Origin of the sequence: Leclercia sp. CFBP8987 (assembly GCF_034044995.2) — a bacterium.
In the GTDB taxonomy this organism is placed as follows: Bacteria; Pseudomonadota; Gammaproteobacteria; order Enterobacterales; family Enterobacteriaceae; genus Enterobacter; species Enterobacter tamurae.
The window spans coordinates 1,158,626-1,174,269 of record NZ_CM188255.1; the positions used below are offsets into that span (position 1 = coordinate 1,158,626).

Annotated in this window: 12 protein-coding genes and 1 tRNA gene; 9 read left to right on the forward strand and 4 right to left on the reverse strand. The window is 57.3% G+C overall.

The annotated features are described in order from the left end of the window. Positions 1–14 precede the first annotated feature (14 nt). Genes SOM40_RS05410 through sfmF form a run of 3 tightly spaced genes read left to right on the forward strand, consistent with a single transcriptional unit; the run spans position 15 to position 4,080 of the window. Complete coding sequence (locus tag SOM40_RS05410; protein WP_414672287.1) at positions 15–2,549, forward strand: fimbrial biogenesis usher protein; 2,535 nt, start codon at positions 15–17, stop codon at positions 2,547–2,549. Next, on the forward strand, positions 2,542–3,549 hold the full coding sequence (gene fimH, locus SOM40_RS05415; protein ID WP_320530651.1) for a type 1 fimbria D-mannose specific adhesin FimH: 1,008 nt from the start codon (positions 2,542–2,544) through the stop codon (positions 3,547–3,549). Before SOM40_RS05410 ends, fimH begins: the two co-directional genes overlap by 8 nt. Positions 3,550–3,558: 9 nt before the next feature. Next, positions 3,559–4,080, forward strand: a complete 522-nt coding sequence (gene sfmF / locus SOM40_RS05420) for a fimbria assembly protein (protein ID WP_320530652.1) — start codon at positions 3,559–3,561, stop codon at positions 4,078–4,080. A gap of 48 nt (positions 4,081–4,128) precedes the next feature. On the opposite strand, the gene fimZ is transcribed toward sfmF, so the two are convergent. Continuing rightward, a complete protein-coding gene (gene fimZ, locus SOM40_RS05425; RefSeq protein ID WP_320530653.1) occupies positions 4,129–4,761 on the reverse strand; it encodes a fimbria biosynthesis transcriptional regulator FimZ in 633 nt (210 codons plus the stop codon). A 670-nt stretch (positions 4,762–5,431) separates the two neighbouring features. Continuing rightward, complete coding sequence (locus SOM40_RS05430) at positions 5,432–6,139, reverse strand: DNA-binding response regulator (protein ID WP_320530654.1); 708 nt, start codon at positions 6,137–6,139, stop codon at positions 5,432–5,434. Positions 6,140–6,498: 359 nt separating this feature from the next. Between SOM40_RS05430 and SOM40_RS05435 the strand changes: the two genes are divergently transcribed. From SOM40_RS05435 to pheP, 6 genes are all read left to right on the forward strand, one after another. Further along, a tRNA-Arg gene (locus SOM40_RS05435) sits at positions 6,499–6,575 on the forward strand. A 207-nt stretch (positions 6,576–6,782) separates the two neighbouring features. After that, the gene (locus SOM40_RS05440) at positions 6,783–7,607 is read left to right on the forward strand and encodes a hypothetical protein (RefSeq protein WP_414672288.1); all 825 of its coding nucleotides are present in this window, start codon (positions 6,783–6,785) and stop codon (positions 7,605–7,607) included. Between the two features lie 284 nt (positions 7,608–7,891). After that, positions 7,892–8,974, forward strand: coding sequence for a YncE family protein (locus SOM40_RS05445; RefSeq protein ID WP_166181783.1), 1,083 nt, complete (start codon positions 7,892–7,894; stop codon positions 8,972–8,974). A gap of 65 nt (positions 8,975–9,039) precedes the next feature. After that, the gene (locus SOM40_RS05450) at positions 9,040–11,226 is read left to right on the forward strand and encodes a TonB-dependent receptor (protein WP_320530655.1); all 2,187 of its coding nucleotides are present in this window, start codon (positions 9,040–9,042) and stop codon (positions 11,224–11,226) included. 119 nt (positions 11,227–11,345) lie between these two features. Further along, on the forward strand, positions 11,346–13,319 hold the full coding sequence (locus tag SOM40_RS05455; protein ID WP_320530656.1) for a PhoX family protein: 1,974 nt from the start codon (positions 11,346–11,348) through the stop codon (positions 13,317–13,319). A 103-nt stretch (positions 13,320–13,422) separates the two neighbouring features. Next, on the forward strand, positions 13,423–14,817 hold the full coding sequence (gene pheP / locus SOM40_RS05460; protein WP_166181786.1) for a phenylalanine transporter: 1,395 nt from the start codon (positions 13,423–13,425) through the stop codon (positions 14,815–14,817). A gap of 34 nt (positions 14,818–14,851) precedes the next feature. On the opposite strand, the gene SOM40_RS05465 is transcribed toward pheP, so the two are convergent. Both SOM40_RS05465 and SOM40_RS05470 read right to left on the reverse strand, forming a co-directional pair. Further along, the gene (locus SOM40_RS05465; protein WP_225759359.1) at positions 14,852–15,151 is read right to left on the reverse strand and encodes a helix-turn-helix domain-containing protein; all 300 of its coding nucleotides are present in this window, start codon (positions 15,149–15,151) and stop codon (positions 14,852–14,854) included. Then, positions 15,139–15,501 carry a type II toxin-antitoxin system RelE/ParE family toxin gene (locus tag SOM40_RS05470; RefSeq protein ID WP_261642098.1) on the reverse strand — a complete coding sequence of 121 codons (363 nt, stop codon included), beginning with the start codon at positions 15,499–15,501 and terminating at the stop codon, positions 15,139–15,141. The genes SOM40_RS05465 and SOM40_RS05470 overlap by 13 nt, the downstream gene beginning before the upstream one ends. Positions 15,502–15,644: the final 143 nt, after the last annotated feature.

Consider the following 15,644-nt stretch of genomic DNA (forward strand, 5'->3'; position numbering starts at 1 on the left):
GATGTTATTGCCCGATGGCAGTGGCCCTGATAACCACGATCTGGTCACCGCTGAGCCAAAGCGAAAGCTACTTTAACCCGGCCTTTTTAACCGACGGCACGGCCAATGTGGCGGATTTGTCGCGTTTCGAGCAGGGCCACCAGCAGGCACCGGGCACGTACCGCGTTGACGTCTGGCGTTACGATGAGTTTATCGGCACCCTGGATATTCCTTTTGAGGCAGCAGACGAGGATTCGCCGCCGCCTGCCGGGGGGCTGACACCCTGTATTACCCGCGCCATGCTGGAGCGGATGGGGGTGAATGTGCCCGCGTTCCCGGCGCTGGCAACGGTGGCGCCAGGGCACTGTATCCCGCTGAAAACGGCCATTCCGGGCAGTGAAATTGACTTTAATTTTGCATCGCTACGCCTGAACATCAGCCTGCCGCAGGTGGCGATGCACAACAGCGCCCGCGGCTACATTCCCCCGGACCAGTGGGATCAGGGCATCCCGGCGATGCTGTTGAACTACAGCTTCAGCGGCAACCGGGGAACTGACGATGACAGCTATTATCTGAACCTGCAAAGCGGGCTGAATTATGGGGCCTGGCGACTGCGTAACACCGGCTCGTGGCGCGATACCCGCAGCAACGGCAGTCGGCATACCGAATGGCAAAACATTGGCACCTGGGTGCAGCGCACGATTATTCCCCTGAAAAGCGAGCTGGTGGTGGGCGACAGCAACACCGGGAACGACGTCTTTGACAGCGTGGGTTTTCGCGGGGGGCGACTGTACTCCTCGGACAGCATGTACCCCGACAGCATGCAGGGCTATGCCCCCACGGTGCGGGGCATCGCGCGAACGCCGGCCAAAGTGGTGATCCGTCAAAACGGGTACGTAATCTATCAAAGCTATGTCCAGGCCGGGGCCTTTGCCATCGCCGACCTGAACCCGACCTCATCAAGCGGCGATCTTGACGTCACGGTGGAAGAGAACGACAGCAGCCAGCAACGCTACACCGTGCCGTACTCAACCGTGCCGCTGCTGCAGCGTGAAGGTCGCCTGAAATATGATCTGGTTGCCGGAGATTACCGCAGCGGTAACCGCGACCAGGAGTCACCCTCCTTCGCCCAGGGGACGCTGATTGCAGGTCTTACGAAGGGCTACACGCTTTACGGCGGCACGCAGCTCGCCGCACGTTACACGGCGCTGGCCCTTGGGGCGGGTAAAAATCTCGGCGACTGGGGAGCCCTCTCGCTCGATGTCACCCACGCCCGCAGCCAGCTGGCGGACGACAGCCGCCACGAAGGGCAATCCCTGCGCTTCCTGTATGCCAAATCGTTGAACACCCTGGGGACACACCTCCAGCTGCTGGGTTATCGCTACTCAACCACCGGGTTTTACACCCTCGATGACGTGGCATGGCGCACGATGGAGGGCTATCAGTATGGCGATGACAGCGACCATGACGGCGTGCCGGATGTGCAGAGTTATCACAACCTGGCGTGGAATAAAAAAGGGCGCCTGCAGGTCAATATTTCTCAGTCGCTGGGGGATTATGGCTCGGTGTATCTCTCCGGCAGCGAACAGACCTGGTGGGGAAACCGCGACGCCAGCGTCTGGTATCAGCTCGGCTATGCTGGCGGCACCCGGGGGGTGAGCTACTCCGTCTCCTGGTCGTGGAACCAGGCCGCGGAGAGTGGCGGCACCGACAATATTGTTTCCCTGAATGTGTCGGTTCCGTTCAGCCTGTTTACCGGCCAGGGTTTTCGCCGCGACAGCGCGTGGGATCGTGCCTGGGCGACAGCCTCGGCGAGCCGTAGCCGTGGGGGCGATACCAGCGTGCAAACCGGCATCAGCGGCACGCTCCTGGACCAGCACAACCTGAGCTACAGCCTGACCCAGGGCCACAATAGTCACACCGGCGGCAGCGGTAGCGCCGGTGCCAACTGGCAGGCCACTTACGGCTCACTGGGGGCCGGGTATAACTACTCCCGCCAGCAGCACGATCTCAACTGGCAGGTGTCGGGCGGCGTGGTGGGGCATGCGGATGGTGTCACCTTAAGCCAGCCGCTGGGAGATACCAACGTGCTGATCAAAGCCCCGGGCGCATCGGGCGTCAGCATCGAGAACCAGACCGGGGTGAAAACCGACTGGCGCGGTTACGCGGTGATGCCCTACGCCACGGTGTATCGCTACAACCGCGTTGCGCTGAATACCAACACCATGAGCACCAGCACCGACATTGAAAACAACGTCAGCAGCGTGGTGCCTACCAAAGGTGCGCTGGTGCGTGCCAGCTTTGATACCCGCATCGGCGTGCGCGCTTTGCTGACCGTGATCCACGCCAGCCAGCCGGTGCCGTTTGGTGCCGTCGTGCGCGAGAGCAAAACGGGTGTCACCAGTATGGCGGGGGAGGACGGGCAAATTTACCTGAGCGGCCTGCCGCTTAGCGGTGAGCTGTTAATTCAGTGGGGCGAGGGCGCGAATGCACAGTGTCGCGCGCCCTACACGCTGCCGGAAAAGAGCCTGCAACAGGCGATCACGCTTAAGGAGATCCGCTGTGATTAATACCCGCTGCCTGCTGGTGCCGCTGCTGGCATTGCTGCCCGCCGCGCAGGCGCTGGCGAGCGTTTGCGTCAACGAAACGGGCGTGCCGACGGATATCTTTTACGATCTGTCGGATACCTTTACCCATTCCAATAACCAGCCGGGGCAAATCGTCACCCTCAGCGAAAAATCCCAGTGGGTGGGCGTCAAGGCGGTCTGCCCAAAAGGGACGACGGGAACCACCACCCTGCGCAGCTATGTCACGGATTTCCCGATAACCACAATGATGGATAACTATAAATATTTGCGACTGAATGAGTATCTGGAGGGGGCGATGAAAATTACCGACAGCTATGCCGGCGTCTTTTATCCCCCGCAAAACTATATCCAGATGGGAAGCCATCCAAACGTGCCGAAGAACCAGGCCTTTCCGGTGCAAGATTCCAGCCTGATCTTCCGCCTGAAAGTGACGCGGCGGTTTATCAATATGGTGGTGATCCCGCGTGCAACGATGTTCCGCGTCTACGTCACGACAACCTCCTCCGATCCGTTCAGTTCGCCGGTTTATACCCTCTCCTATAGCGGCACTATTCAGGTGCCGCAGAGCTGCGCGATCAACGTCGGGCAGATCGTGGAATTTGATTTCGGTGATATCGGCGCCTCGCTGTTCAGCAAAGCAGGGGCCGGAAACCGGCCTGAAGGGGTATCGGCGCAGAGCAAAACCCTGGCCATCAAATGCACCAACGTCGAGGCCAACGCCTGGCTGACCCTGCGCATCGAGGCGGAAAAAGCCTCCGGCAGCACGCTGGTGTCCGATAACCCGGATGTGGGATTTGTGGTGGCGAATGCGTCCGGTACTCCACTTACACCCAACCATCCCGGCAGCCTGATCCCGTTCCGTCTGGATGATAACGCCTCAGCACAGGTGGGGATTATGGCGTGGCCGGTGAGTATCACTGGCCATAAACCGGCGGAAGGGCGCTTTACCTCGCGCGGCTATTTGCGCGTGGATTATCAGTAAGGAGACAACATGCGTAAAGGGATCACGGGGGTAATGGCCGCCGCCGCGCTGTGGCTGCCGCACGCTCAGGCGGATTCGCCTCTGGGGAATATCAATATTCAGCTCTACGGCAACATTGTGGATTTTACGTGCGTGGCAGAAGGCAGTGACAGCAACAAAACGGTGCAGCTGGGTCGCTGGCCGACCCGACAGCTCAGTGCCACGGGCAGCCGGACGCAGGCGATACCTTTTACCCTGAAGCTCACGGGCTGTCCACCTGGGGCCGCGTCAGTCACCTTTTCTGGCATCGCGGATGCCAGTGATAATCAACTGCTGGCCCTGAATGATGCCAGCCAGGCACGCTCGGTGGCGGTGGAGATTCTTGATAGCACCAAAACGCGGCTGCCGCTTCAGCAGGCCAGTCGCGAAGTGACGGTGGATGCGGCAGGAAATGCGGAGCTGGCGTTTTATGCCAACTATATTGCCACGGCTAACAATCCTCAGCCGGGACGCGCCGACTCAGATGCGACTTTTATGATTAATTACTATTAAGCGTGAAGCCTCCCTGAGACATTATGGTGCGACAGGGAGGGGCTTTATTTAAAGCAGTTCATGATCTTTGGCATAATCAATAAGCTCAACAATACTCTGCACGCCTAATTTCATATAGATATTTGACTTATGGGCGCTAATTGTTTTATTGCTCAGTAATAATTGTGCAGCAATTTCTTTGTTCGATAATCCATTTGCCAGATAACGCAATACCGTGACTTCCCGGTTGGATAACGGCATGTCGCTCGGATTCCCTTTGCGCGTAGTTGAATGGTTTATAAGATTTAGCGTATCGGCAGGAAAGAATGAATATCCTGCGAGCAGCATCTGTACGGCATTATAGATATCACCCAGATCTTTTCGCTTGCTGACAAAGCCATTGGCCCCGGCACGCATGGCTCGCCCGGCATAAAAAGATTCTGATTTTGACGACAAGAACAGGACTTTGATTTTATTATTTAATTTTTTGATTCTTTTCAATAAGGTAAATCCATCCATTCCCGGAAGGTCAATATCAAGGATCACCATATCGACCGGGTGATGACGGATATGCTCGAGGGCTTCATGACAGTCTCCCGATTTAAGCGTGATGGTAATATTTTTATTTTTCTGTAGCAGGACTTCTATCGACATTCTGACAATAGGGTGTTCGTCCATAATGATGACGGATGCCGGTTTCATTGTTATGCCTCAGATTGTTTAAGCGCGGGTGAGCCGGAAGGATAGTTCTTATTCCCTGGAAAGAGCGAAAGCATCCTTGTTTACGTCATACTAAAAAGAGTCCCGCAGCGCAGTGACTGAAAAGAAATTATCCAGATAAATGAAATTGTATTTTTCATTCACGGCTGGAATATGACTTAGTATACCTTTTAACGGTTGTGCGAAAAGTCTGAAGATTGACTTCATCCGCTTTCTCAACATGATCTTCTGGATAATTTAAGTGAATATTTTAAAAAGAGGCTAAATATCCACTAATTTTCATTTGCATGGATTATCGTGATTTTCTCATAATAAAAATAATACAACCCTCTGATTGTTAATATTTTGTGATGGTCGCTGGCATCCGTAAAACGTTCCTCATGCCGGGATCGCAGGATCGTCTGCATGCCATTCAGTGCCCCAGGGCGAGGAGTGCTGAAGTAATTTGTTTTACATCATTATCATAATATTAACCGACTCAACCAAACCTTAACGACTGAGCAAAAATGTTGCAATGCGCCCGTCGCTCGGGATTTAACGTTGCTGGAAGGGGCAATTAGGAATAGTTGCTATTGTTTGTAAGTTGTTAAATTAATGCATAAAAATTACAACAATGCGTCAGTTATCTCGTCACGATCCAGGGGATAACGTGTTAACCGGCCAGGCGATGCAACAGGTGCAGCAACGCCTGGCGGCGATGCAGGCCGAGCTTATCGACGATGCGCCCCACCCGGTAGACGATGCGGCTGTAAGGGCGATCGCACAGGCACGCAATATTGCGTAACGACTCCCCACAGGTTAACAGGCGCAGAATGGCCCACTCCTCCCGCGTAAACCACTCCCTGCCAGAGGTGACGGGGCGATGGTTGCGGGAGAGCTTCTGCTGAAGCAGGGCGGCAGAGGACTGGCGTTCAATGAGGTTAAACGGACCGGCAGCCCGGCAAAAAAGCCGTCGGTCGACGTCATCTGCACGCACCAGCAGATGGACCGGCGTGTAGGGGGGATACAGCCTCAGCCTGCGCAGGCTGTCGAGCGTATCCATCAGGGGCTGCGTCCGGCACTCCATATCAATCACCAGCCTTGCCGAGGGCCACTGCTGGATCGTGCTTATTGCAGGCGTAAGAGTGTCAAACTGACGGCAGTGATTCAGTGGGAAGGGGCCAGCCTGTAATCCGGCGCAGAGAAAACGATCGTCAGTGACCAGCACCAGCCAGGGGGCATCTGTTTTACGGCGCTGATTGATGGACTGGCTCAGGTAAACAAGGCGGTCAAAAAAGGGCGCACTGAAGGGGGGTTGTGCAAAACCTATAGAATCACTTCCCGTGCGACGCCGTCGGTAGCGGCGTACATTGATGCGCATATCATCCCTCTGCTGTTTGAGAAGCTAAGCGCAACAATCGGATCAGGCCATTTTTTGGCAGAGCAGAAAAGCATGCGGCACCCACTTCACTATCCTGTTGTGTTCCGGCATACGGGCACCGGAACATCGCGGGTAGTGTGCGGGCAAACGGGGGGCGAAAATAGCAGGCGCGGCTTAATTATGGCTAAGGCATTTCGTAGTTATGCGGGAGGCGCTATGGCGAAAAAATAGACGTCTTCATTCAGGAACCACGGGCAACAGGATATAAGAGAAGCGATCGCGCCAAAAGGCATTGACTCACCAGACATTGACCGTATAATTCCAGGCGTTTCACCACCTCGCACTACACGCATTTCCATGCGCCCTTAGCTCAGTTGGATAGAGCAACGGCCTTCTAAGCCGTAGGTCAAAGGTTCGAATCCTTTAGGGCGTACCATTTAAGTCTGTCAGTTGTCCCCTTATCCCTTTTTATCCGTAAAAAAAAGCTGCCGTGTTCAACGGACTAACCCGCTACTCCCAGGCTGCGGTTTCGCACCGGGTATTGGCCTGAGACTTGACCCCATTCTCACAAAGATTTTTCTGTATAATAGCGCCGAACGCGCTGGCAGCCCCTGCGCGGATGTCGGGTGAATATGAAGAGGGAATGATGTCCGGTATTGCGCATTACTATGAACAGCAGCAGATTAGCAGCCCGCAGCAGGTGGCCACGCTATCGGCGCAGCCGTCGTCAGCCGGAATGACGCAGACCAGCGTACCCGCCTCTTTTCAGCAGTTAACCCATTCTGCGCAGCCGATCGTCGCCCAGCCTGCGGCAAGCTCACCGCAACCTGCCGACCGCCGTCATGCCTCGGTGACCGCCACGCCCGCCTCGTTTGAGCAACTGGGGCAGTACGCCAGCCTGCAGGGCTGGCGTGAAAATCAGCTCGCGCTGATGAACCGCTTACCTCAGTACCGCAACAGCCGCACCGGGCCCGCATGGTCGTCGGTCGGGGGTATCCGTGGGATCCGCAATAACAACCCCGGCAATCTGGAGGCCAGTTGGGCCTTCACCTGGCAGGGGCAGAATGGCACCGACGGGCGTTTTGCCACCTTTGCGTCCCCGGAACACGGCATCCGCGCCCTGGGCGTCAACCTGCTTGCTTACCAGCGGCGCGGGCTGGATACCATCAGTAAAATTATTAACCGCTGGGCGCCGCCGCAGGACAATAACAATACGACCGCGTACATTCAGAACGTCAGTCAGGCCTTGGGCGTCACCCCGACCACCCGGCTGGATGTGGCCTCGCCAGATGTCTTAACCGCGCTGAGTAAGGCCATTATTCATCAGGAGAATGGCAACGTGCCGTTTTCCGATGAGACCATCGCAAGCGGGATTGCGTCGGCGCTGGGGATGGCGGCCCTGTCGGACAGCCCGACGCCGATAGTGGGGGCGCCACTCCCGGCGCCGTTGCGCAGTACCAAAGGATAGTCTCGCCCCCTCTGGGTTGTTTTCTCATCGTTTTTTTACTTTGTTGCCCCTGTTTACACTTGATTACAGATGGATAATGAGTATAGTTCTCATTCTCTTTAGTGTTTGCGGGCGCGTAGGGACTATCCCGCATCAACAGTGAGTGCAGATCTCACACGGAACACTGAGTGTTATCGGTGGACGCTGCACTGGCCTGACGGCCTGAAACCCTAACCATAATCGCAACCATTATGCGACGCAGGCGTCCTCCTCAAATTTGATTTGCACGGTAAAGGATGTCCCTGATGACCAAGAAATTGTCCGCCCTGGCGCTGCTTGTCGCCGTCTCCCTTAGCGGCTGCGCCGCACAGCACACGGCGACAACCGCGCCCGCTGCCGATGCCCCGAAACCTGCCGCCCCCGCGCAAACCAACGTGGTAAAACGCGATCTGGCGGATGGCCTGTACGAAATGGTGCTGAGCCCGAAAGGCGATGCGCTGTACGTTGCCAGCTCAGAAGGCTTTAAGGACGTGCAGGGCGGCGTGGTCTACAAGCTCGATCCAACGACCCTGAAGACCATTGGTCGCAGTCATACCGATCTGAAAAACTTCGCCCTCGCACTCTCTGAAGACGGTCAGACCCTCTATGCCACTAACTCGCTGGACGGTGGGATCAGCGCCATCAGCACCGCTGACGGCAAGGTCAAAAAACGCCTGCTGTTTACCGAGCGCAACAAAGAGGGTTACCCGTACGGCGCGCGTCAGGTGCTGCTGCATAACGACGTGCTGTACATCGGCGGCGTCGCCGATCCGGCGGTGATCTGGGTGGTAGATGCCAACACGCTGAAGCTGAAAAAGACCATCAAAAATGCGGGCCAGTGGGTCACCGGCCTGATGTGGTCTGAGCAAACCCAGCGCATTTACGTGGCGAACGGTGGGGGTGAAATCCTGGTGCTCGACCCTAAGAGCAACCGCATCGAAAAACGCTGGAAGCCGCTCGGGGACAAACCTGCGCTGCTGCTGAACCTCGCGGAAGACAACGCGACGGGTCGCCTGTTCGTGACCGACAACTCGAAGGCCAAAACCACCCTGGTGCTGGATATCCGTACCGGCGAGCTGATCAAGCAGCTGGATGTCGGCGATTCAATGGGGGTGAAATTCAACCCGGCGCGTAACGAGCTGTACATCACCCAGCGCGAAAGCGGCAAGCTGCTGAGCCTCGATGCTAAGACCTATGCCGTGAAGCAGAGCTGGGATCTGCCGCCGAATCCGAACAGCCTGCTGCTGTCGGCGGACGGTCAGACCCTGTACGTCACCGTTAAACAGGCGTTCAACAAAGACCACTCTACCAACGGGCCGGACAGCGTTGTGCGTATCGCCCTGAAGTAATTTTTTCCCATAACAATTAAGGCCCGGAAACGGGCCATTTTGCGCGTACTTTGAACGAGTTAATCATGAACCACACCAGAAAAATGAACAAAACGCTGCTGGCCCTCGCCATTGGCGCAATCGCTCATTCCGCCGTGGCGGCCGAGAGCAAAAAAGAAGAGACCATCGTGGTGCAGTCCGCTGCCAGCGACTTTAAATCCGGCGGCGACCAACTGGTGCCGGCCTTCCTTGACGGGCAGGTGGCGAACGGCGGACGTATGGGGATGCTCGGTCAGCAAAATGCGATGGACGTGCCGTTTAACATCATCAGCTACACCTCCAAACTGGTGGAAGATCAGCAGGCGCGGACCATTGGCGACGTGGTGGCGAACGATGCGGGCGTCCAGTCCGTGCAGGGCTACGGCAACAGCGCGGAAAGCTACCGTATTCGCGGCCTGAAGTTCGACGGGGATGACATGACCTTCGGCGGCCTCTCCGGCGTGCTGCCGCGTCAGGTGGTGGACGCGCAGATGGTGGAGCGAATTGAGATCTTCAAAGGCGCTAACTCCCTGATGAACGGCGCGGCCAGCTCCGGCGTCGGCGGGATGATCAACCTTGAGCCAAAACACGCGGGCGCAACCCCGCAGGCGAAAGTGGGCGTCGATTACACCTCAGATTCGCAGATCGGTACCACTCTTGATGCCGGTCGTCGCTTCGGCGACAGCGACCAGTTTGGCGCCCGCGTCAACGTGGTGCACCGTGAAGGCGAAGCGCCGGTCGCTAACGACCGTCGTCGCACCACGCTGCTCTCCACCGGCCTCGACTATGCCGGGGAGAATTTCCGCACCTCCGTGGATATGGGGTATCAGAAGAAAACCTTCCACGGCTCCGAGACCGGGGTCAACATCTCCGGGGTGGATTTCGTCCCTGAGCCGCCGAAAAACGATCGCAACTACTCGCAGAAATGGGCCTACAGCAACATCGAAAACGAATTCGGCATGTGGCGCAGCGAGTACGACATCACCGACAGCTGGACCGCCTATACCGGTCTCGGTGCCCAGCACGCCCATGAAGAGGGGCTGTACAGCGGGGCGAAGCTGGTCGACAGGAGCGGCAAAGCCACCGCGTCCCGCCTGGATACCAACCGCATCAGCGACAGCGTAAGCGGCATGGCGGGCATCCGCGGTAACTTTGCCACCGGCTTTGTAACCCACAAGGTTAACGTCGGCTACTCGGCGATGACCAAAAACGAGAAAATTGCGTGGAAGATGTCGGCGGCGAAGGATAACCCGGTGACCAACATCTACCACAACACCGGCGTGGACGCGCCGCCGAGCACCAACTCCAACGGGGCGGGCGGTAACTACAGCGATCCGCTGACCAGCGGCCGCACCCGCACCCAGGGCTGGCTGCTGAGCGATACCCTCGGCGTGCTGGATGACAAACTGCTCTTCACCGTCGGGGCCCGTCATCAGAAGGTGGTGATCCGCGGCTATAACAAAGTGACCGGCATCGAAAACGCGGGCGACAGCTTCGACGGCGACCGCTGGATGCCGACCTATGGCGTAGTCTACAAGCCGTGGAACGAGATCTCACTGTATGCCAACCACACCGAGGCGCTGCAGCCGGGTAAAACCGCGCCTAACACCGCGATCAACTACGGCCAGAGCACCGGTATCGTCCACTCTAAGCAGAACGAAGTGGGCGTGAAGGCCGACTTTGGTCGCGTGGGCGGCTCGCTGGCGCTGTTTGAGATCAAAATGCCGTCCGCCATTCTCGACAGCCAGACCAAATATTACGGTCTGGATGCCGAGCAGCGTAACCGCGGTGTGGAGCTGAACGTCTTTGGCGAGCCGATGCTGGGCCTGCGTCTGAACGCCAGCGCCACCTGGCTGCAGGCGGAGCTGACCAAAACCAACAACGGGGTTAACCAGGGTAACGACGCCATTGGCGTCCCGTCGTTCTACGGCGTGCTCGGCGCGGAGTATGACATCAAGCCGGTCGATGGTCTGACCGCCATCGCCCGCATGAACCACTCTGGTTCGCAGTATGCGGATCTGGCCAACAGCAAAAAGCTGGACAGCTACACTACCCTGGATCTTGGCATGCGTTATCGCTTCGCGGTGAACAACGATCAGAACCAGATGACCGTTCGCGCCGGGATTGAAAACGTCACCGACGAGAACTACTGGTCAAGCGTGGACGACGGCGGCACTTACCTGTTCCAGGGTGAGCCGCGCACCTTTAAGGTCTCCGTCGGCTACGAGTTCTGAGTTCGACCCTCGTTATCGGGGCAGGGATGCCCCACCTCTCGACTGTTATAAAAATGTAATCAATTGTTCTTATAGTGTTCCCACTTTGTCATTTCTTAGCCTAAAGACAGGAAGCCATCGTGGGTAAACCTCTTAAGTCCGTATTTAAAAAAGAACATCGCGACGATGTCAGCAATCCCAGTGCTAACCCGGTATTTTCCAGCGTGGCGGAGATGTTCCTCTCCCGCCGACGTTTCCTGCAGATGGGCGCCGTTGCCGGTGCCGCTGCCTCCTTCCCCTTTTTACTCAAGCCTGAAAACGCCCTGGCCGCGGTTTCACAGCCTTCAGCCCTGAGCAAAGCGGTCTCGCTCGGCTTTACCAGCATTCCGGTCTCGACCGACGATACGGTCAGGGTGCCCGAGGGCTATATCGCGCGGCCTTTCTACCGCTGGGGCGATGCCACCGGCATCAAGGGGAATATGCCTGAATTCAAATTTGACGCCAGCAACACGGCGGACGAGCAGGCGGCGCAGGCGGGCATGCACCATGACGGCATGGCGTGGTTTAGCCTGCCGCAAGGGGAGGAGAATCCCGGTCACGGCCTGCTGGCGATGAACCACGAGTACATCGACAACGGCATGCTCTTTACCGACGGTACCGCCAGCTGGAACCTGGATAAAGCGCGCAAAGGCCAGAACGCCATGGGCGTGTCGATTATCGAAGTGAAAAAGAGCGGCAGCGACTGGGAAGTGGTGCGTCCCTCCGGCTTTGCCCGCCGCATCACGGTGACCACCCCGATGCAGCTCACCGGCCCGGCGCGTCAGCAGACGTTGATGAAAACCGCCGCCGATCCTCAGGGCGAGCGGGTGCTGGGCACCATGCAGAACTGCGCCAACGGTTACACCCCCTGGGGAACCTACCTCACCTGCGAAGAGAACTGGTCAGATATTTTCGTCAAGAAAGGCGAGCGTAACGCCCTGGAGAAGCGCTACGGCATCAGCGATAGCGATGAATCCTACCGCTGGAGCGAAGTGGACGACAGGTTCAACGTTGACAAAACCCCCAACGAGCCGAATCGCTTTGGCTGGGTGGTCGAGATCGATCCCTACAACCCGGACTCCACGCCGCGCAAGCACACCGCGCTGGGGCGCTTCAAGCATGAAGGCGCCGCCGTCACCCTGGCCGCCGATAAGCGCGTGGTCACCTATATGGGCGACGACCAGAAGTTTGAGTACATCTACAAATTTGTTTCCGACAATAAATACAATCCGGCGGATCGCGACGCCAACCTGCAGCTGCTGACCGCGGGCACGCTCTACGTCGCCCGATTCAACGACGACGGCTCCGGCGAGTGGCTGCCACTGGTGTTTGGCCAGAACGGCCTGGATAAGAGCAAAGGCTTCGAAAGCCAGGGCGATCTGCTGGTTAAAACCCGTCTGGCGGCCGACGCCGTGGGGGCGACGAAGATGGATCGTCCGGAATGGATTGCGGTCGATCCCCATAACAGCGGCAGCGTTTACTGCACCCTGACCAACAACAGCGATCGCGGCAAAGAGGGCAAAGCGCCGGTGGATGCGGCCAACCCGCGAGCAAACAACGCGTTCGGCCACATTATGCACTGGCACGAAGAGGGCGGCGATCCTGCGGCGTTACGCTTCAAATGGGACATCCTGGTGCTGGCCGGGCGCACGGACACCGTTGATGAAAAGGCGAAGGGCAGCATGAAGGGTGCCGAATTTGGCAGCCCGGACGGCCTGTCGTTTGACCATCAGGGCGTGCTCTGGATCCAGACCGACGTCTCCTCCAGCACCATTAACAAGAAAGCGTATGAGGGGATGGGCAATAACCAGATGGTGGCGACCATTCCGGGCACCAACGAGTATCGCCGCTTCCTGACGGGCCCGCGCGGCTGCGAAATCACGGGCATTGCCTTCACCCCGGACAACCGCACGCTGTTTATTAATATTCAGCATCCGGGGGAGGGCGGGGACGACATTACCGACCCGGCTAACCCGCGCGCCGTTTCTAACTGGCCGGACAACAATCCGCAAGGGCGTCCCCGCGCCTCGACGGTGGTCATCACCAGAGCGGACGGCGGCATTATCGGTTCGTGATCGCCTCTCGCCGGGCAGCAACCGTTGCCCGGCGTTTAACTTGCTCCCGTCTGCCTGAAGTGTTAAAAGGTGCCCCTTCCATAAAAAGAGACAGGGGTCAGACGTGAAAAACGCGTCATCCGCTTCAGGCAATGGTGTTGCTGAAGCCTCGTCGGAACAGACACCGACGCTGCATCGTGGTTTACAGAACCGACATATTCAACTTATCGCCCTCGGTGGCGCCATCGGCACCGGGCTGTTTCTCGGCATCGGTCCCGCTATTCAGATGGCCGGCCCGGCCGTGCTGCTGGGTTATGCCATCGCGGGCATTATCGCTTTTCTGATCATGCGCCAGCTCGGCGAGATGGTGGTGGAAGAGCCGGTGTCCGGCTCCTTCGCCCACTTTGCCTATAAATACTGGGGCCCGTTTGCCGGCTTCCTCTCCGGCTGGAACTACTGGGTGATGTTCGTGCTGGTGGGCATGGCAGAGCTGACCGCCGCAGGCATCTATATGCAGTACTGGCTCCCGGACGTGCCGACCTGGATCTGGGCGGCGGTGTTCTTCATCATCATTAACGCCGTTAACCTGGTGAACGTGCGCCTGTACGGTGAGACCGAGTTCTGGTTCGCCTTAATCAAGGTGCTGGCGATCATCGGCATGATCGGCTTTGGCCTGTGGCTGCTCTTCTCCGGACACGGCGGCGAGCGGGCAACCATCGACAACCTCTGGCAGCACGGCGGCTTCCTCGCCACCGGCTGGAAAGGGCTGGTGCTGTCGCTGGCGGTGATTATGTTTTCCTTTGGCGGGCTGGAGCTGATCGGCATTACCGCCGCCGAAGCGCAGGATCCGCATAAAAGTATCCCGAAAGCGGTCAACCAGGTGGTGTACCGTATTCTGCTGTTCTATATCGGTTCGCTGGTGGTGTTACTGGCGCTCTACCCGTGGGTGGAAGTGAAGTCCGACAGCAGCCCGTTTGTGATGATTTTCCACGATCTGAACAGCAACGTGGTGGCTTCGGCGCTCAACTTTGTGATTCTGGTGGCCTCGCTGTCGGTTTACAACAGCGGCGTCTACTCCAACAGCCGGATGCTGTTTGGCCTCTCGGTGCAGGGCAACGCGCCGAAGTTTTTAACCCGCGTCAGCCGTCGCGGCGTGCCGGTGAACTCCCTGCTGCTCTCCGGGGGCATTACCTCCCTGGTGGTGCTGGTCAACTACCTGCTGCCGCACGAAGCCTTTGGCCTGCTGATGGCGCTGGTGGTCGCGACATTGCTGCTGAACTGGATCATGATCTGCCTGGCGCACCTGCGTTTCCGTGCGGCGATGCGTCGCAAAGGGCGTGAGACCCAGTTCAAAGCGCTGCTCTACCCGGCGGGGAACTACATCTGTATCGCCTTCCTGGCGATGATCCTGGTGCTGATGTGCACCATGGACGGCATGCGCACCTCGGCCATTCTGTTGCCGGTGTGGATTGTGTTCCTGTTTGCGGCGTTCAAACTGTCACGGCGGAAGGCGAGTTAATCCTGAAAATGGCCTGCGATTGCAGGCCATTTTGTTAAAAATGAAACGCCACCCGCTTACCGGTCGGCAGGGTGACATCGATACTCACTTCGCCCCCCAGAGCAGTAACATAGCGTTTAAGCGTTGAAAGGCGGGGGTCATTATCAGGCTGTTCGATCTTTGCAACGGTAGGCTGTTTAACCCCCATCGCGGCGGCAAGCTCAGTTTGCGAAATATTGAGTTCTTCACGCAGTTGATTCAGCGCGACAATAATACGCAGCTCCTCAACTTTAGCGGCAATCCGCTCCTGACTTTCTTCACTCTGCTGGGCCATGAGTTGTTTTAACGTTGCCATTTGGCCTCCTGATTTGCCAGATACCTGCTGAATTCAGCGTCAGCTATGACGATCATCTGTTTATAGAATCGCTTTTCAACGGTTCCGGTCTTGTTGCCAGCGCATAAAATAATGGCTTTACGACCGGGATCGAAGGCAAAAAAAGCACGAACCGGATCGCCTGCATGCTGAATGCGCAGCTCTTTCATATTGGTAAATTGTGAGCCCTTGATAGTATCGACCAAGGGACGCCCAAGTTGTGGACCATACTCTGAAAGAATGTACATTGCTGCCAGTACGTCTTCTTTCAGAGCTTGTTTCTGATTATGAAACCATTCGTCAAACGTATCCGTTGTTTCGACTTCCCACATAGTTATTTCCTTATAGCCTTTTGGCTATAACAGAATATAGCCAAAAGGCTATAACTGCAAATGCCGGGTGGCGCTACGCTTACCGGGCCTACAAGTTCGGGGCCGTTATGATTTAGTAGGCCGGGTAAGCGCAGCGCCACCCG